The organism is Streptomyces atratus, assembly GCF_040655115.1.
Taxonomy (GTDB): Bacteria; Actinomycetota; Actinomycetes; order Streptomycetales; family Streptomycetaceae; genus Streptomyces; species Streptomyces atratus_D.
The window spans coordinates 36,329-53,593 of record NZ_JBFAJH010000021.1 but is presented as its reverse complement, the minus strand read 5'-3'; the positions used below and the strand labels follow the sequence as shown (position 1 = coordinate 53,593).

The 17,265-nt window shown below is 68.4% G+C and carries 19 protein-coding genes and 1 pseudogene; 12 read left to right on the top strand and 8 right to left on the bottom strand.

Features of this window, described 5'->3' with window-relative positions; translation table 11 throughout:
* Window positions 1-123: 123 nt before the first annotated feature.
* The 6 genes from AB0I23_RS22670 to AB0I23_RS22645 all read right to left on the bottom strand — a co-directional run bounded on the left by AB0I23_RS22670 (window position 124) and on the right by AB0I23_RS22645 (window position 5,599).
* A complete protein-coding gene (locus AB0I23_RS22670; protein WP_359111720.1) occupies window positions 124-807 on the bottom strand; it encodes a uracil-DNA glycosylase in 684 nt (227 codons plus the stop codon).
* Window positions 808-884: 77 nt separating this feature from the next.
* Window positions 885-2,465: an ABC transporter substrate-binding protein gene (locus tag AB0I23_RS22665; protein ID WP_359111718.1), complete on the bottom strand. Its 1,581-nt coding sequence runs from the start codon at window positions 2,463-2,465 to the stop codon at window positions 885-887.
* 118 nt (window positions 2,466-2,583) lie between these two features.
* Window positions 2,584-3,339, bottom strand: a complete 756-nt coding sequence (locus AB0I23_RS22660; RefSeq protein ID WP_359111716.1) for an SDR family oxidoreductase — start codon at window positions 3,337-3,339, stop codon at window positions 2,584-2,586.
* 20 nt (window positions 3,340-3,359) lie between these two features.
* Entirely contained in the window at window positions 3,360-4,121 is a 762-nt protein-coding gene (gene fabG / locus AB0I23_RS22655; RefSeq protein WP_359111715.1) for a 3-oxoacyl-ACP reductase FabG, read from the bottom strand.
* Window positions 4,122-4,322: 201 nt separating this feature from the next.
* Window positions 4,323-4,706, bottom strand: a complete 384-nt coding sequence (locus AB0I23_RS22650) for a DUF3037 domain-containing protein (protein WP_359111713.1) — start codon at window positions 4,704-4,706, stop codon at window positions 4,323-4,325.
* Complete coding sequence (locus AB0I23_RS22645) at window positions 4,703-5,599, bottom strand: HipA family kinase (RefSeq protein WP_359111711.1); 897 nt, start codon at window positions 5,597-5,599, stop codon at window positions 4,703-4,705. The genes AB0I23_RS22650 and AB0I23_RS22645 overlap by 4 nt, the downstream gene beginning before the upstream one ends.
* Window positions 5,600-5,887: 288 nt before the next feature.
* Here AB0I23_RS22645 and AB0I23_RS22640 point away from each other — a divergent pair, with 288 nt between their 5' ends.
* Window positions 5,888-6,130 (top strand): universal stress protein, encoded by a 243-nt coding sequence (locus AB0I23_RS22640; protein WP_359111710.1) that lies wholly within the window; start codon window positions 5,888-5,890, stop codon window positions 6,128-6,130.
* Window positions 6,070-6,378, top strand: a complete 309-nt coding sequence (locus tag AB0I23_RS22635; RefSeq protein ID WP_359111708.1) for a universal stress protein — start codon at window positions 6,070-6,072, stop codon at window positions 6,376-6,378. The genes AB0I23_RS22640 and AB0I23_RS22635 overlap by 61 nt, the downstream gene beginning before the upstream one ends.
* 116 nt (window positions 6,379-6,494) lie before the next feature.
* Here the strand turns inward: AB0I23_RS22635 and AB0I23_RS22630 are convergent, their stop codons facing one another.
* Window positions 6,495-6,893 (bottom strand): hypothetical protein, encoded by a 399-nt coding sequence (locus AB0I23_RS22630; RefSeq protein ID WP_359111706.1) that lies wholly within the window; start codon window positions 6,891-6,893, stop codon window positions 6,495-6,497.
* A 238-nt stretch (window positions 6,894-7,131) separates the two neighbouring features.
* On the opposite strand from AB0I23_RS22630, the gene AB0I23_RS22625 reads away from it, so the two are divergent.
* The 5 genes from AB0I23_RS22625 (at window position 7,132) to AB0I23_RS22605 (ending at window position 10,302) form a co-directional block, all read left to right on the top strand.
* Complete coding sequence (locus AB0I23_RS22625) at window positions 7,132-7,269, top strand: universal stress protein (protein WP_359111704.1); 138 nt, start codon at window positions 7,132-7,134, stop codon at window positions 7,267-7,269.
* 4 nt (window positions 7,270-7,273) lie between these two features.
* Complete coding sequence (locus tag AB0I23_RS22620; protein ID WP_359111702.1) at window positions 7,274-7,492, top strand: universal stress protein; 219 nt, start codon at window positions 7,274-7,276, stop codon at window positions 7,490-7,492.
* 382 nt (window positions 7,493-7,874) lie between these two features.
* Window positions 7,875-9,269 (top strand): glucose-6-phosphate dehydrogenase, encoded by a 1,395-nt coding sequence (locus tag AB0I23_RS22615; RefSeq protein WP_359111700.1) that lies wholly within the window; start codon window positions 7,875-7,877, stop codon window positions 9,267-9,269.
* Between the two features lie 30 nt (window positions 9,270-9,299).
* The gene (locus AB0I23_RS22610; protein WP_359111698.1) at window positions 9,300-9,581 is read left to right on the top strand and encodes a hypothetical protein; all 282 of its coding nucleotides are present in this window, start codon (window positions 9,300-9,302) and stop codon (window positions 9,579-9,581) included.
* Between the two features lie 43 nt (window positions 9,582-9,624).
* A complete protein-coding gene (locus AB0I23_RS22605) occupies window positions 9,625-10,302 on the top strand; it encodes an HAD family hydrolase (RefSeq protein ID WP_359111696.1) in 678 nt (225 codons plus the stop codon).
* A 33-nt stretch (window positions 10,303-10,335) separates the two neighbouring features.
* Here the strand turns inward: AB0I23_RS22605 and AB0I23_RS22600 are convergent.
* A pseudogene (locus AB0I23_RS22600) lies at window positions 10,336-10,557 on the bottom strand (uracil-DNA glycosylase); the annotation flags it as partial.
* A 685-nt stretch (window positions 10,558-11,242) separates the two neighbouring features.
* Between AB0I23_RS22600 and AB0I23_RS22595 the strand changes: the two are divergent.
* The 5 genes from AB0I23_RS22595 (at window position 11,243) to AB0I23_RS22575 (ending at window position 17,164) form a co-directional block, all read left to right on the top strand.
* Window positions 11,243-13,045, top strand: coding sequence for a molybdopterin-dependent oxidoreductase (locus tag AB0I23_RS22595; protein ID WP_359111694.1), 1,803 nt, complete (start codon window positions 11,243-11,245; stop codon window positions 13,043-13,045).
* Window positions 13,046-13,274: 229 nt separating this feature from the next.
* Window positions 13,275-13,607 (top strand): cupin domain-containing protein, encoded by a 333-nt coding sequence (locus AB0I23_RS22590; RefSeq protein ID WP_359111692.1) that lies wholly within the window; start codon window positions 13,275-13,277, stop codon window positions 13,605-13,607.
* Window positions 13,608-13,762: 155 nt separating this feature from the next.
* Window positions 13,763-14,452, top strand: a complete 690-nt coding sequence (locus tag AB0I23_RS22585) for a succinate dehydrogenase cytochrome b subunit (protein ID WP_359111690.1) — start codon at window positions 13,763-13,765, stop codon at window positions 14,450-14,452.
* 1 nt (window position 14,453) lies between these two features.
* Complete coding sequence (locus tag AB0I23_RS22580) at window positions 14,454-16,418, top strand: fumarate reductase/succinate dehydrogenase flavoprotein subunit (RefSeq protein WP_359111687.1); 1,965 nt, start codon at window positions 14,454-14,456, stop codon at window positions 16,416-16,418.
* On the top strand, window positions 16,415-17,164 hold the full coding sequence (locus tag AB0I23_RS22575) for a succinate dehydrogenase/fumarate reductase iron-sulfur subunit (RefSeq protein ID WP_359111685.1): 750 nt from the start codon (window positions 16,415-16,417) through the stop codon (window positions 17,162-17,164). Before AB0I23_RS22580 ends, AB0I23_RS22575 begins: the two co-directional genes overlap by 4 nt.
* The last annotated feature ends 101 nt before the right edge of the window (window positions 17,165-17,265 follow it).

The following is a 17,265-nucleotide window of genomic DNA, read 5'->3' as shown; positions in this document are numbered from 1 at the left end:
GCGGCTGGCACCGGCAATCCCGCTCAGGCTCGGGCTAGGACCTCTTTTTCGGGTCGGGCGCGGCCAGGACGTGATCCGACGGAGACCCTGGAAGCCCCGGCCTGTCGGGCGGCTCCGGGCGGATCAGCCCAGGTCGGGGATGCGCCAGTCGATGGCCTGGTGTCCCTGCGCCGCGACCGCCTCGTTGATCTGTGTGAACGGACGGGAGCCGAAGAACTTCTTCGCCGACAGCGGTGACGGGTGTGCGCCCTTCACCACCACATGGCGCTCCTCGTCGATCAGCGGGAGCTTCTTCTGGGCGTAGTTGCCCCAGAGCACGAAGACCGCCGGATCGGGCCGTGTGGACACCGCGTGGATCACCGCGTCCGTGAACTTCTCCCAGCCCTTGCCCTTGTGCGAGTTGGCCTCGCCGGCGCGGACCGTCAGCACCGCGTTGAGCAGCAGGACGCCCTGCTCGGCCCACGGCATCAGATACCCGTTGTCCGGGACCGGCAGGCCGAGCTCCTCCTTCATCTCCTTGTAGATGTTCCGCAAGGAGGGCGGTGTCCTGACGCCGGGCCGCACGGAGAAGCACAGCCCGTGCCCCTGCCCTTCGCCGTGGTACGGGTCCTGGCCGAGGACCAGGACCTTCACCTTGTCGTACGGAGTGGCTTCCAGGGCCGCGAAGACCTGCTCGCGGGGCGGGTAGACCGGCCCCTTGGCCCGCTCCTCCTCGACGAACTCGGTGAGCTCCTTGAAGTACGGCTTCTGCAGCTCTTCGCCGAGGACGCCGCGCCAGGACTCGGGCAGCAAGTCGGTGTCGGTCACTTCAACAACCTCCGGTACGCGATTGGTTCTTGACCACAGAACCTACCGGGGGCCACTGACAACCGGCCCGGCGAGCCCTACCAACTGGCCTTGCGGTACAGCTCCCACATCTGCATGACCGTCTGCGGGTCCAGGGCACGCTCACCGCCACCGATGTCCTCGCCCGCCGCGACATAGAGCTTGCCCTGCCACAGAGGCAGCAGCCGGACGTCGCCGACCAGGATGTTCTGAGCCTGCTCGAACTGCTTGCTGACCGCGCCCCGGTCGCTCTCCTGACGGGTCTGCGGCAGCAGGTGATCGGTGATCTCGGTCTTGTTGTACGGCATCCCGGTGACACTCTCCTTGCCCACGAAGGGGGCGATGAAGTTGTCCGGGTCCGGGAAGTCCGGGAACCAGCCACGGCCGAAGACCGGGTACTGACCCTTGGTGAAGCCCTCCTGGAACTTCTTCCACGGCAGGCCCTTCAGCGTGATCTTGAACAGACCGGACGCCTCCAGCTGACGCTTCAGCTCACCGAACTCGGTTTCCGTCGACGAGCCGTACCGGTCGGTGGTGTACCAGAACGTCATCGCGACGGGCTCGGTGATGCCCGCCTTGACCAGGATCCGCTTCGCCTTGTCCCTGCTCGGGTCGCCGAAGCTGTCGAAGAAACTGGTGGTGTGACCGGCGATGCCCTTGGGGACCATGGAGTACAGCGGCTCGGCGGTGCCCTGGTAGACCTTGGCGACGAGCGCGTCCCGGTCGACGAGCTGCGCGATGGCCCGGCGGACGGCCGGGTTCCCGGCAGCCGGGTCCTTGGGGTTGAAGACCAGGAAGCGGATGTCGGCGCCGACGGTCTCGATCAGCTCCAGCTTGTTGTCCTCGTCCCTGTTGCCCTCGAGGTTCACCACCTCCTCGGCGGTGAGGCCGCGGTAGGTGGCGTCGATCTCGTTCCTCTTCAGCGCGTCGACCATGGGGGCGGACCCCTCGAAGTACCGGATGGTCACGGCATTGTTCTTGCGGTTGGCGAAGCCCTTGTAGCCCTGGTTCTTCACCAGCTCGGCCCGGTCCCCCGGCTTGTAGCTGTCCAGGAGGTAGGGGCCCGATCCGGTGACCTTGCCGTCCTCGCGGATCTTGTCCTTCGGGTAGTCGCTGGGCGCCACGAGGGACATCGCGGGGGTGGCAAGAATGAACGGGAACGTGGCGTCCGGTCTGTTCAGGTGGAAGACGACGGTGTCGTCACCCTTGGTCTCGACCCGGTCGAGCGAGCCGAGCATGCCCAGGGGGCCGCCCTTGAACTTGATGGTCGTGATCCGGTCGATGGAGTACTTCACAGCCTCGGCGTCGAGCTTGTCCCCGTTGGAGAACGTCAGGCCCTTCTTGAGCCTGCAGCGGTAGGCCGTGCTGGTCCGGTCCGTGAACGCGCAGGAGTCCGCGGCGTCGGGCTCCGGGCTCGTACTGCCGGTGGGGAAGCTCACCAGGGTCTGGAAGACGTTACGCATCAGTTCCCACGAGTTGTCCCATGCCGCCGCCGGATCGAGAGTGGAGGGCTCACTCGTGGTACCGACGACTATCTTCTGCTCCGTCTCCGAACCATCGTCGGAAAGCAGACCGCAGCCGGCCAGCAGAGAAAGGGAAGCAAGGGCTGCAGCGGCCTGCAGCCTGGCCCGGTAGAACACGTGCACGCTCCTCGATCGGCCATGGGTCGGCAGACCATACCGCAGCGCCCCGTCGGGTCAATCCACCGGTCCGACGGGGCACTTGAGTCAATCGGGGCCAAACCAGTGCAGGCTGTGCTCAGCCCACACCCGCATTCAGGAAGATGCCTCCGTCGACCACCAGCGTCTGTCCGGTGATCCAGTCGGACTGGCTCGACGTGAGGAACGCGGCGGCTCCGCCGATGTCCTCGGGGACACCGAGCCGGCCGAGCGGATAGGCGGCTGCCGCCTCCGCCTCGCGCCCCTCGTACAGCGCCTCGGCGAACTTGGTCCTGACCACGGCCGGAGCGATCGAGTTGACCCGGACGACCGGGGCGAACTCGTGCGCCAACTGCAGGGTCAGATTGACCATGGCGGCCTTACTCATGCCGTACGCGCCGACGAAGGGCGAGGCGGAGATACCGGCGACCGAAGCGATGTTGACGATCGCCCCGCCGTTCTCCTTCTGCCAGGCCTTCCAGGTCTGCTGGGCGAAGCCGAGCGCCGAGATCACATTGGTCTCGTAGACTTTGCGCGCGACATTGAGGTCGAGCTCCGCGATCGGGCCGAACACCGGGTTCGTACCGGCGTTGTTGACCAGGAAGTCCACTCGGCCGAACGCCTCCATGGTGCGCTCGACCGCCGCCGCCCGGTGCGCCTCGTCGTGCGCCTTGCCTGCGACGGCGATGACCCGGTCGGAGCCCAGCTTCTCGACAGCCTCCTTGAGGGCTTCCTCGCCTCGCCCGGTGATGCACACCCGGTCGCCGCGGGCGACGAGCGCCTCCGCGATTCCGTAACCGATCCCCCGGCTCGCGCCCGTGATGAGCGCGACCTTTCCGCTGTCCTGCACAGTCATGATGTCCGTTGCCCTTCGGGTCAGTTGAGCGGTCCGCCGGCGACGTACATGACCTGGCCGGAAACGAAGCCCGCGTCGTCGCCGGTGAAGAAGGCGATGGCGTTGGCGATGTCCTCCGGGCGGCCGACGCGCTGCACGGGGATCTGGGCGGCGGCGGCGGCCTGGAACTCCTCGAAGCCCATGCCGACCCGGGCCGCGGTCTGCGCGGTCATCTCCGTGACGACGAAGCCGGGGGCGACGGCGTTGGCGGTGATGCCGAACTTGCCGAGCTCCTTGGCGAGGGTCTTGGTGAAGCCCTGCAGGCCGGCCTTGACGGCGGAGTAGTTCGCCTGACCGCGGTTGCCGAGCGCCGAGGACGACGACAGCGAGACGATACGTCCGAACCTGGCGTCCACCATGTGCTTCTGGACGGCCTTGGCCATCAGGAACGCGCCCTTGAGGTGCACGTTCATCACGGTGTCCCAGTCGGACTCGCTCATCTTGAAGAGCAGGTTGTCGCGGAGCACGCCCGCGTTGTTGACGAGAATCGTCGGCGCACCGAGCTCGGCGGCGACCCGCGCCACGGCGGCCTCCACCTGGGCGCCGTCCGACACGTCGCAGCCGACGGCGAGGGCGGTGCCCCCGGCGGCGGTGATCTTCTCGACGGTGTCCTTGCAGGCCGCCTCGTCGAGGTCGAGTACGGCGACGGCGCGGCCCTCGGCCGCAAGGCGTACCGCGGTGGCGGCGCCAATGCCTCGCGCCGCTCCCGTCACGATGGCGACACGCTGCTCGGTGGTGGACATGCTTGGTTCTCCTCGCCCTTGGATCGCGGCTCAGCGGACGTCAGGAATTCCCGATAACTGAGCAACCGCTTAGTACCTTCAGCAGACGAGACGCTAGAAGCCCTGGCACTCGGTGTCAACGGCCCACGGGCGCAGCTGTGCATGTCACACCGGACGGCGCCGCGACCGCGGGGTCCGCACGCGCCGCCGCCGGTGGCCGGATCAGCGCACCAGCAGGTCGAGCAGCCGCTCGATCTCGGCCTCCGGATCGGCGGTGAGGCCGCTGTGCACAGCGCTTGGCTGGACCACCGTGGAGCGTGGGGCGATCAGCCAGCGAAAGCGCCGCCCGGCGTCGTCGCCGGCGGCCTGGCCGGCCGCGTCGCCGCCGCAGCAGACGCCCTCGACGGCCCGCAGCGCCGCCCGGACCCCGACCACGTCGGCGTTCGGGTCGAGCGCCTTCAGCTTGTTCTCGTCGAGATGGGTGCGGGCCGCCACGAAGGACTTGGCGCGGCAGTACACCAGCACGCCCGCGTTGAAGCACTCACCGCGCTCGACGCGGGGCACGACGCGCAGCAGCGCGTACTCGAAGACATCGCGCTTGCTCACTGGCTGTCGTCCTTGCTGCTCTGCGCCTCGTCGGCCCGCTCCGCCGCCGCCTTCCCGGCACGGTTCTTCGTGGGGTGCGGCCACGGAGTGAGGTGCTCGGTAAGCCACCCCGGTGCCCGGGACGGCGTCGTCCTCGTGGGCGCGTCCATCGAGATCCGTTCATGAATGGTGGTGGCGCGCGCCAGCAGCGGCTCCACGTAGGCGCGGCGCAGCGCGTCCGTCGTGTCGAAACCGGGCTCGTCGACCAGCCACTCGTCGGGCACCTCGGCGGTCACCTCGGTCAGCAACTGCTCGGTGACGAGCGGCGCCAGCTCGGCGGCCGCCGCGGCGATGTCCGGGCCGAAGGGCGCGAGCACATGGTCGGAGGCGTTGTACGGCTTGGCCGCGGACGCCTGCGCACCCGGCCAGTTGTGGTGCCAGATCATCGTGGCACCGTGGTCGATGAGCCAGGCGTCCCCGTGCCAGACCAGCATGTTGGGATTCCGCCACGACCGGTCGACATTGTTGATCAACGCATCGAACCACACGATCTTCCCGGCCTCTGCCGGGTCCACCTGGTAGGCGAGCGGATCGAACCCGATCGAACCGGGCAGATAGTCCATGCCGAGATTCAGCCCGCCGCTCGCCTTGAGCAGTTCCTGCACCTCTTGATCCGGCTCTGCGAGCCCGATGACCGGATCGAGCTGGATGGTGACGAGTTCCGGGACCCGCAGCCCCAGCCGTCGGCCGAGTTGCCCGCAAATGACCTCCGCGACCAGGGTCTTGCGGCCCTGCCCGGCGCCGGTGAACTTCATGACATACGTCCCGAGATCGTCGGCCTCGACGATGCCCGGGAGCGAGCCGCCCTCACGCAGCGGCGTGACGTAGCGGGTCGCTGTGACTTCGGTGAGCATTTTCCCAGGCTATACGGCTCAGATCCCTGGAGTTCAACGGACCGAGGTCAGGGCCGTACAGCCTGCGGAATCACCTGATCCCTCGTCCCCTGACGTTGAGCAGGACCGATGAGGTTCAGTGGCTGTCATACGGTGGTGGTCAGCGCCGTGTGACGCCGCCGCGCCGCCTTGCCGGGGTCGGAATCGGAACCGGTAGCGGAGGAAGGGATGGGGTACCCGTTACCCGACGCTGATCGGGCTGCTGCCCAACAGGCCGGCCGCCGTCGGCTGCCTCGGAGGGATTATTCGATGACCGATACTCCCGCGCACGTCCCGGCCGGTCCGATCGTGGTCGGTACGGACGGCTCCCCACACGCCCGGCAGGCCGTCCTCTTCGCGCTCCGCGAAGCACAGTTGCGCGACACCAGCCTGCGCGCGGTCTGCGTCTACGGCTACGCCCCGGCTCGCTACACGGCTATGGACGGATGGCCGTGCCGGAGGGCGACGGCAGCCTGTACGAAGAAATCCACGATGTGGCCCGGCAGGCGGTGACCGACACGGTCAGCGAACTGCGGGAGCAGCTCGGCGGCGCCAGCGTGGAGGTGGAGATCGTCACGGAGGCGGGACACCCGGCGCAGGTTCTGTTGGACGCGAGCGAGGATGCCTGCCCGCTGGTGGCCGGCAGCCGCGGTTCGGGCACCTGGGGGCGCCTCGCGCTCGGGTCGACCAGCACCGAGGTCGTGCACCACGCTCACCTGCCCGTCGTCGTGCCGGCCGGCTCCAGCGGCGGAGTCTCCTGACGCGTGCGGGAAACCGCGGCGGACCGGGCATGCCGCCTGTTCATTCGCTGTGGCCCCGCGCCGATCCTCGCGTATGCTCGCCCGACTGCGCCGTGGCGTCGGTCTGGCACCGGTGATCAACTGCGGTCTTCATTGCTGCTGTCGGTGATCGCTCGGAACAGCTCGCGAGCCCGCTCGCAGAACTGCTCGACATCCGTGATGTCCGGCTCGTCACCGTCCGCCAGCATCCGGGCCTGGAGCTGCTCAGAGCGCAGCCCGGCGTAGTGGGCCCGCACCTCCGCAGTCACCGGCTGGACCGCAATGTGCAGGTGCTTGCGCGCGTCAGGGCCATGCGACCACATGCAGACGTAGGTCTGCTCAGGTCGGCACAACGTCTCCACGACACGAGCGGTATCGCGCAGCAAGGGGTCGAGTTCCGCCGCTGCCGTGTCGTCGAGCTCCGCGACGGCCACGACATGGTCCCGCGGGCCGACGATCAAGGTGCCAAGATTCATAGGCCCGACGACGTGGTTCACCACCCAAGCAGCGGTTTCGTGCAAGACGCCCCCGGGCAACTCCCGGCGTCCGGTCAGAAGGTCACACCCAAGACACCCCGTCACATCCACGCGCACCAGCCTATGCAGAGCACGCCGCAGCGATGATGTCGTCGACGGCCAACTTGGTTGATGAGTCTGCTTGTTGGCCTGCGCACGTGATGAAGCTCCTGGTAGACGGGTTCACGACCAAGATCGCCCGTGTTGGCGGGAGCTTCGTATGCCCCCGCTCGTGGTCGGCACCCGCGGTTCGGGCGTGTGGGGACGCCTCGCGCTCGGATCGACCAGCACCGAGGTCGTGCACCACGCTCACCTGCCCGTCGTCGTGCCGGCCGCCTCCCCCAGCGCCCCCTCCTGATGCGATGATGCCGCCCGGCCGGCACGCCCCGGCCGGTCCGATCGTGGTCGGCACGGACGGCTCGCCGCCCGCCAAGCAGGCCGTGATCTTCGCTCTGCGCGAGGCACAACTGCGCGGCACCGCTGTGCGGGCGATGACGCTGGTGTGTGAGCAGCGCGGTCGTGAGCAGGGTGCCGCGCTGGTTCCGCAGGATCTGGTAGCGGCGGCTTTTTCTGGGGGATGAGGACGGCGACCTGCCGGCCGCGGCTGCGGCCCGCTGGACGTAGTCGACGACGGGGTGCACCAAGGAGCGGTGGGGGCTGTCGACGATGTCCAGGCCGCTCGCACAGTGCTTCATCCACCTGGCCTCCCAAGGTGCCCGCGAAGTGATAAGTCGACGACGCCCCACCTGGTGCCGTCGGACGCGACTGCACCGCAGTCGCCGGATGCGCCCGCGCCGATATCCCTGCGCTGTCCCGCGCGATGGGCGGTCGCCCATTTTTCTTGCCGACAGGCGGGTTGGGGCGGGGCGCACGACAATCAGGGCAGGTACGAGGTGATCCGCCACGCTGCGGATTGCCTTCTTCCCGGATGAGGAGGCGGGGCATGACGGACGCGGTTCAGTCGTGACCGGGCAGCAGCGTACGGCGGACGTACTGGTGGTCTTCGGGATCACCGGGGATCTGGCGCGGAAGATGACGTTCCGGGCGCTGTACCGGTTGGAACGGCGCGGCTTGCTGGACTGTCCGATCGTCGCGGTAGCCGCCGACGAGCTGTCTGCTGACCAGTTGGTCCAGCGCGCCCGGAAGGCGATCAGCGGCGCCGGGGAGCAGCTTGAGGACGCCGTGTTCGATCGGCTGGCCGGTCGGCTGTCGTACCTGGCGGGCGATGTCACCGACGGCGCGCTGTACGAGCGGCTCGGCGAGCGGCTGTCCGATCACCGGCGCCCGTTGTACTACCTAGAGGTGCCGCCCTCGCTGTTCGGGCCGATCGTCGAGCGGCTTGCGTCCGCCGGGTTGACCGAGGGCGCGCGGGTGGCGGTGGAGAAGCCTTTCGGGCACGACCTGGCCTCCGCCCGGCAGCTCAACGCCCTGCTGCGCGAGGTGCTGGCCGAGGATCAGATCCTGCGGGTGGATCATTTCCTGGGCAAGGAACCGGTCATCGAGCTGGAATATCTGCGGTTCGCCAACCTGGCGCTGGCGAACCTGTGGGACCGGGGCAGCATCTGCTGCGCGCAGATCACGATGGCCGAGAATTTCGGGGTGGAGGACCGGGGCAGTTTCTACGACCCGGTCGGGGCGCTGCGCGATGTGGTGCAGAACCATCTGCTGCAGGTGCTCGCCCTGGTCGCGATGGACCCCCCGGTCGGGACGGGCGCGGATGACCTGCGGGACAAGAAGGCCGAGGTGTTCCGCGCGATGCCGGCCGCCGACCCGCACCACTACGTGCGTGGCCAGTACGCGGGCTACCAGGATGTGCCGGGGGTGGCGCAAGGATCGGTGACGGAGACGTTCGCCGCGCTGCGCCTGGAGATCGACAACTGGCGGTGGGCGGGTGTGCCGGTCTTCCTGCGCGCCGGGAAGGAACTCCCCGAACAGGTCACCGAGGTGCGGCTGTTCCTGCATCGCACGCCCCGGTTGGCGTTCTTGCCGGACCCGAGGCAGGTCGAGCCCAATCAGATCGTGCTGCGCATCGATCCCGACCCGGGACTGCGGCTGCAACTGGCAGCGCTGGACGGCCACTCATGGCGCATGGTGCCGTTGGACACCTCGTTCGCCCGGGAGCTGGGCGAGCCGCCAGACCCCTACGAGCGGCTGCTCCACGCCGCCCTCACAGGCGACCATCAGTTGTTCGCCCGCGAGGACAGCGTGGAGGAAACGTGGCGGATCGTGCAGCCGCTGCTGGACGCACCACCGGAGGTGCTGCCGTACCGGAAGGGGTCGTGGGGGCCGGCCGAGGCCGATGCGCTGGTGCGCGGCCACCCGCGCTGGCAGCAGCCCTGGCTGGCGCAACGCGGCTGACCGAAGGGTCCATCCCCGCCGCACCGCAAGGTGTGGCGGCGGGGCAGCGTCGTCCGGTCCTGGCTGCTGGATCTCGCCGCGGCCGCACTGCGCCAGTCGCCGGACCTGGAGGACTTCGCCGGGCGCGTCTCGGACTCCGGGGAGGGCCGGTGGACCACCATCGCGGCGATCGACGAGGGCGTCCCGGCTCCGGTGGCGACCGCGGCCCTGTACTCCCGGTTCGCCTCACGCCACCTCGATGAGTTCACCGACAAGACGCTGTCCGCGATGCGCAAGCAGTTCGGCGGGCACGACGAGAAAACGTCCATCTGACCGTGGCGGCACCTGTGAGGAACGGGCGAGGAGGACCAGCGGCATGGCACGACCGATCACGGTGCTGTTCGACATCGACGAGACGCTGGTGCACACCGGCGGATCCGGGGCCCGCAGCTGGGCGTGGGCCTTCGACCAACTCCACGCAGTCTCCGCCGACATCGGCGAACACAGCTCCGCCGGGGAGACCGACCCGCAGGTCGGCACCGCGACCTTCAAGGCGGTGCTGGGCCGCGACCCCGGCCCCGACGAGATGACCCGGCTCTACGGCCAATACCTGTGGCACCTGTCCGAGGACATCTGGACCTCGCCCGGCTACCGGGTACTCGACGGCGTCGAAGAGACCCTGCGGCGGCTGATGGCGGCGGGGGTGATCCTCGGCGTGGTGTCCGGGGCGATGGAAGGCGCCGCCCGCACCAAGATGGAGCCGGGCAAGCTGGGCCGCTACTTCGTCTTCGGCGCCTACGGCTCCGACTCCCCGGACCGCACCGAGGTCACCCGCCTCGCGATCGCCAAGGCCGCCCGCCTGCACAACCGGGACCTGGGCAAGCAGGACGTCTACGTCGTCGGCGACACCCCACACGACATCGAAGCCGCCCACGCAGCCGGTGCCACCGCGATCGGAGTCGCCAGCGGCCACTACCACGCCGACGAACTGCGGGCAGCCGCGCCCGACCATGTGCTGCACTCCCTGGCCGGCCCCTTCCCCGGCCTGAGCTGACCGCCCACGGCACGGCCCGTTCTCACGCAGGAACTACAGCCCGGCCGTCTCGGCGGCTGCGCCGAGTGCCGCACGCAGCATCACCGGGGTGAGACGGCCGGTGAAGACGTTGTGCTGGCTGACGTGGTAGCAGCCGAACCGGTTCACCGGCGGCCCCGCGTCAGCGGCTCGCCGGACGGCCCGCGCGCCATGGCCGAATAGGGGGCGGGGCCGGGTCACCCAGCCGGCGGCCTCCACGGCAGGCAGCACGGCCCGCCGGCACGGCGTTCGCGAACCGCCACGACTCACCCGGGCCGCGACCGGCACGCCCTAACATGGCTGCCATGCGAGACTCGTCACAGCTGCGGGTCTCTGCCGCACATTCTCCTGCCGGAATCGGGCGTGGTGGTCCGGATCCGGCAGATGGACCGGCTGGCATGCGATGCAGACCGGCGTAGCGCTCGTCGCACACCTCGGCAGGTCGCCGGAGCGCAGCGCACACAAGGAGGCCCCCTTTGGGGATCCACGCCTGACCCAGCACCGTCCGGCGACCAACCCCTGGGTCAGGACGCTGACAGCGGCACTGCGGCCGCCTCGGCGTACCGCCTCGCGTCACTCGTGTTGAACGTGTTCGACCTTGAAAGATCATGGCCGCACGACCGGATCGTCGCTGCGGACTTCCCGGCCACCAGCAGATCCTTGGACGCGACCGGCGGTGCCTGGGATCCGTACCGCTTGATGGATGCCTCGGGCTCGGTCGTGGAACCGGTGAGCGTGTACTTCACAGGACGGCGACACACGTATGTCGTGGGGAGCCGGTGTGCTGTGTGTTGCGCGTGCGGGCGTCTGCCGGAGGTGGTCAGATGGATCGGTCCGCCCATATTCCGGTGGGCTCGGTCACTGCAGCCTCCCGACCGGTCCAAAGCCATGGGGTTTGGCAGTCCTTGCAGCGTAACGGGAGGTGGACGGCATACCGGATGACGAGCACGTGACGGGTGACGGTGCGCTGCCGCACGCGTCGGGTGCCTCCTCCCAGATCCCCGGAGGTTTCCGCGCGAACCTGACACGAGGTGACGACGTCGTCGACGCGGCGACCTGGGCGGGCTCTATTCCGGCGGCCGGCGGGGTCGCTCCGCGGGTGCGCTTGGGCAGCAGGTGGTTCAACCTGCTGTGGCTGCTCCCGATCGGCTTCGTGGGGTTGCTGGGGTGCGTCGCCGCGGCGAAGGGACTGCGGGGCATGCCGTCGGTGCAGCGGTTCATCGCCGAGTATCCCGGCACCGATCCGCGCGCTGATCGCGACGGCGCCTACCTGGGCGTTCCGTCATGGGCACGGTGGTCGCACTTCTTCAACCTGTTCTTCATGCTGTTCACCCTGCGATCGGGCCTGCAGATCCTGGCCGATCATCCGCGCCTGTACTGGACCCGGCACAGCACCCCGGGGCGGGAATGGTTCCGGATGCAAAAGCCCGTCTCCGCTGACCCGCTGTGGACCGCGAAGCAGGACTCGATCGGCCTGCCCCGCGGGGTCGGCCTCCCCGGGATCCGGCACTCGATCGGTCTGGCCCGGTGGTGGCACCTGGGGGTGAACACGCTGTGGCTGCTCAATGGTCTCGTCTTCTACGTGCTGCTGTTCGTCACCGCGCAGTGGAAACGCCTGGTCCCCACCACCTGGAGCGTCTTCCCCAACGCCGCTTCTGTGGCCATCCAGTACTTGTCGCTGGACTGGCCGCGGGAGAGCGGCTGGGTGGTGTACAACGGGCTGCAACTGCTGGCCTACTTCGTCACGGTCTTCGTCGCGGCCCCCCTGGCGTTGATCACCGGGCTGGGTATGTCACCGGCGCTGTCGACCCGCTTCAAGCGCATCAGCCGGGTGCTGAGCATCCAGACCGCCCGGTCTGTGCACTTCCTGGTCTTCACCTGGTTCGTGCTGTTCATCGTGGTCCACGTGAGTCTGGTCTTCACGACTGGGCTCCTGGTCAACCTCAACCACATCGACAGCGGCCGCAACGACAGCAGCCGGCTCGGCTTGTGGATCTTCCTCGGCTGGATGGCGGTGGTCGTCGCCGCCTGGGTCGCGGCCACACCGCTGACCCTGCGCCATCCCCGGGTCGTGCAGCGCCTCGGGTATGCCCTCATCGGTCCGGCTCAGCGCCTGTTCGAACACGTCGATGTCTCCCCCGGCGAGTACACCGAGAAAGACATCTCCCCCTATTTCTGGCACAACGGCCGCTACCCAGACTCTGCCGAGTACAAGGCCCTGCAGGCAGGCGGTTTCGCCGACTACCGGCTGCGCATCGGCGGCCTGGTCGCCCACCCGGCCGAGCTGTCCCTCGACGACCTGAGGAAACTGCCCGCGCACGAGCAGATCACCCAGCACTTCTGCATCCAGGGCTGGTCCGGTGTCGCCGAATGGGGCGGCGTGTCCATGGCCACGATCCTCGACCTGGTCACGCCCGACCCGCACGCCAGGTGGGTGGTGTTCTACTCCCTGGGAGAAGGCTCCGACGGTGGCACCTACTACGACGCCCACCCCATCGAACACATGCGCAGCAAGCTCGCCATGCTCGCCTACGACATGAACGACCAACCTCTGTCATTCGGCCACGGCGCGCCGCTACGGCTGCGCAACGAGCTCGAACTCGGCTTCAAACAAGTCAAATGGATCAAGGAGATCGAGTTCGTCGCCGACTTCTCCGACATCGGCAGCGGCTTTGGCGGATACAACCAGGACCACGAATTCTTCGGCTACCGGCAGTCCCTGTAACGTCCGGACACACGGTCGGCACGTGAGACTGTCGGCGGTGACGAGCAGCTCGTCGGCGAGCCGCGGTAGTCTGCTGCGGCCCGCAGGCGCCGAGCAGGCCCGGACCGGCCTACGCGGGAGCCTCCCGCCCCCGGGGAGACACGGGACCAAACCGGTGAGGCCCGTTGCCACGTGGCCCGCCCGGGCCACCCCGAGTTGCCCTGGCTCATCGAAGCGGGAGACTGGTGGGATGCAGAAAACCTCCCTGGAAGCGCTGGCCCGTCAACAGCTGGAGTTGGCAGCCGCCGCGGGTGGTGGTCACACCGCGGACACCGTCTATGGCGGCCACGAGAAGGTTCTGCGTCAGACGGTCATCGGCATGACCGAAGGCGCCAGTCTCGCCGAGCACGAGAACCCGGGCGAGGCGACGGTGCAGGTCTTGCACGGGCGCGTGCGACTGTCGGCAGGCGAGCTGTCATGGGAGGGCCGCACGGGAGACCTGCTCATCGTTCCTGACTCCCGCCACAGCCTCGAGGCGCTCGAGGACTCCGCCGTCCTGCTGACGGTAGCCAAGCTGCCCTGACCTGCATCCCGCGCCACGGCCACGTCGCCGGCGTGCATCCACCGCACGGCGTGGATCGCCCAGATGGCTCGTGTGTCCGAGCCCTGTGAGCAGCGTCGCCTGAAACCATGTGCGGGTGACGACGGCCCATCCCCCTGACGACGGCTCGCCACCGCGTGCCGGCTTCGCGCTCGACCGTGGCGCTCAAGGCGGCCATGGCGATCTCCGGCTTGATCATGGTGCTGTTTCTCCTGGTCCACATGTACGGCGACCTCAAGGTCTTCTCCGGCCGTGCTGCCTTTGACGACTACGCCCGCTACCTGCGGACGATGGGTGAACCGTTCCTCCCCTACTCCGGCGCCCTGTGGATCATCCGGGTGGTGCTGCTCGCGAGCGTGTTGGTTCACATCTATGCGGCGATGACGCTGTGGAGACGCGCCCGCAGGGCGACCGCGGGCCGCGGTGGCTGGCGTTACCAGAGCACCCGGGGCCGTGGCGGTGTCCAGCGCACCTACGCGTCGTTCACTATGCGCTGGGGCGGGGTGACCGTGGCGCTGTTCGTCATCTATCACCTGCTGCAGCTGACCACGAACACGATCCATCCCGGAGGGGCCTCACCGAGCCCGTTTGAGCGGACCGTCAACGGTTTCGGGATCTGGTGGGTGGTCCTCAGGTACGCGATCGCGCTGACCGCACTCGGGTTCCACCTGCGGCACGGCTTCTGGAGCGCCTTTGCCACCTTGGGCGCCAACACCAGTGTCCGGCGACGCCTGCATCTCAACGTCGCGGCCACCGCGGTCGCACTCGTGATCACGATCGGGTTCCTGGTCGTGCCGTTCTCGGTCCTGTTCGGATGGGTTGGCTAGCGTGAACACCGGAGAAACCGTCCCGCCCGCGGACTACTACACCGTTGGGGATCCGGTCGCGGACGAGAAGGCGCCGTCGGGCCCGATCGAGGAGCGCTGGGACGCCCGCAGGTTCAACGCCAAGCTGGTCAACCCGGCGAACCGCCGCAAGCTCTCGGTCATCATCATCGGCACCGGCCTCGCCGGAAGCTCGGCCGCTGCCACGCTCGGCGAGGCCGGCTACCAGGTCACGACCTTCTGCTACCAGGACAGCCCCCGCCGCGCGCACAGTATCGCGGCGCAGGGCGGCATTAACGCGGCGAAGAACTACCGCAATGACGGTGACAGCATCCACCGGTTGTTCTACGACACCGTCAAGGGCGGGGACTTCCGCTCGCGCGAGTCCAACGTCTACCGCCTCGCCCAGCTCAGCGTCGACATCATCGACCAATGCGTCGCCCAGGGCATTCCGTTCGCCCGCGAGTACGGCGGGCTGCTGGACAACCGCTCGTTCGGAGGCGTGCAGGTCTCGCGTACCTTCTACGCCCGCGGCCAGACGGGTCAGCAACTACTGCTCGGCGCGTACCAGGCACTCGAGCGGCAGGTCACAGCCGGCACCGTGCAGGTGTACTCGCGCCACGAGATGCTCGACGTGATCACCGTCGACGGCAGGGCGCGCGGCGTGGTCGTGCGCGATATGACAACGGGACAGATCGAGACCCATTTCGCCGACGCGGTCGTGCTCGCGTCCGGCGGCTACAGCAACGTCTTCTTCCTGTCCACCAACGCGATGGGCTGCAACGTCACCGCGACATGGCGCGCCCACCGCAAGGGCGCCCTGTTCGCCAACCCGTGCTTCACACAGATCCACCCGACCTGCATCCCGGCCAGCGGCGGACACCAGTCCAAGCTGACGCTGATGAGCGAGTCGCTGCGCAACGACGGCCGGATCTGGGTACCGAAGAAGCGCGGCGAGGACCGCGACCCGCGCGACATCCCGGAGCAGGACCGCGACTACTACCTCGAGCGGAGGTATCCCGCGTTCGGCAACCTCGTACCGCGTGACGTCGCCTCCCGCGCGGCCAAGATCGTATGCGACCAAAGCCACGGCGTTGGTCCCGGCGGGTTCGGCGTCTACCTCGACCTCACCGACGCGATCGAACGGACGGGCCGCCCCGCCGTCGAGGCGAAGTACGGCAACCTGTTCGACATCTACCAGCAGATCACCGACGAGGACCCGTACCGGGTGCCGATGCGGATCTACCCGGCCATGCACTACACGATGGGCGGCCTGTGGGTCGACTACGACCTGCAGAGCACGATTGCGGGCCTGTTCGTCATCGGCGAGGCCAACTTCTCCGACCACGGCGCCAACCGGCTCGGCGCGAGCGCGCTGATGCAGGGACTCGCGGACGGCTACTTCGTCCTTCCCAACACGATCAGCGACTACCTGGCCGCGGGGCCCTTCGAGAAGCTCGACGCATCGCACCCCGCCGCACAGGACGCGGTCCAGGCCGTACGCGACCGGATCGACACCCTGCTGTCGATCAACGGCGAGCGCACGGTGGACTCCTTCCACAAGGAGCTCGGCAGCATCCTGTGGGACCACTGCGGCATGGAGCGTACGAAGGAGGGCCTGACCCATGCCCTCCACAGGGTGCGCGCCCTCAAGTCGGAGTTCTGGCAGGGCGTCAAGGTCACCGGCACGAACGAGGAACTGAACCAGACGTTGGAGTGTGCCGGGCGAGTGGCGGACTTCTTCGAGCTGGGCGAGCTGATGTGCATCGACGCTTTGCACCGGGAGGAGTCATGCGGAGCCCACTTCCGGGCCGAGAGCCAGACCGCCGAGGGCGAGGCACTGCGCGACGATGACCGCTTCGCGTATGTCGCCGCCTGGGAATTCTGCGGCGACGCCGGCACCCCCGTGCTTCGCAAGGAACACCTCGAGTACGACTACGTCGAGATGAAGCAGCGGAGCTACACGTGAACATCACGGTGCGGGTGTGGCGCCAAAAGGGCACGCACCACAAGGGAAGCATGGTCACGTACGACGTCGAGGACGTCTCGCCGGACATGTCGTTCCTGGAGATGCTCGATGCGCTGAACGAAAGGCTCACGCTGGAGGGCGCAGACCCGATCGCGTTCGACAGCGACTGCCGCGAGGGCATCTGCGGCACGTGCGGTCTGGTCATCAACGGCATCGCGCACGGACCCAAAGCACTCATCACGACCTGCCAACTGCACATGCGCAGCTTCAACGACGGTGACGTGATCGACGTCGAGCCCTGGCGCGCCGAGCCGTTCACGGTGGTCAAGGACCTCGTCGTCGACCGTGGCGCGTTCGACCGGATCATCCAGGCGGGCGGCTTCATCAGCGCCCCGACCGGCGCCGCACCCGACGCGCACGCCGTGCCCGTGCCGAAGGCCCACGCCGACGCGGCGTTCGACGCGGCGACCTGCATCGGCTGCGGAGCGTGCGTCGCGGCCTGTCCCAACGGCTCGGCGGCGCTGTTCCTCGGCGCGAAGATCACCCACTTGGGTCTGCTCCCGCAGGGCCAGCCCGAGCGGGACTCGCGCGCGCTCGCCATGATCGACCAGCACGACGCGGAAGGGTTCGGCGGCTGCACGCAGATCGGCGAATGCACCGCGGTGTGCCCCAAAGACATCCACTTGGACGTGATCTCGCGGTACCACCGGGACGTCCTCGCCGCGCTGGTCCACCGTGACACTTGACCGACCGATTGTCGGCGGTTCCGCCACGGTGATCATGCGTCACGCAGGCGCTCGGCGGCTGCCGGTGACCGGCGTCCTTCAGCTCGGACAGGTAGCGGCGG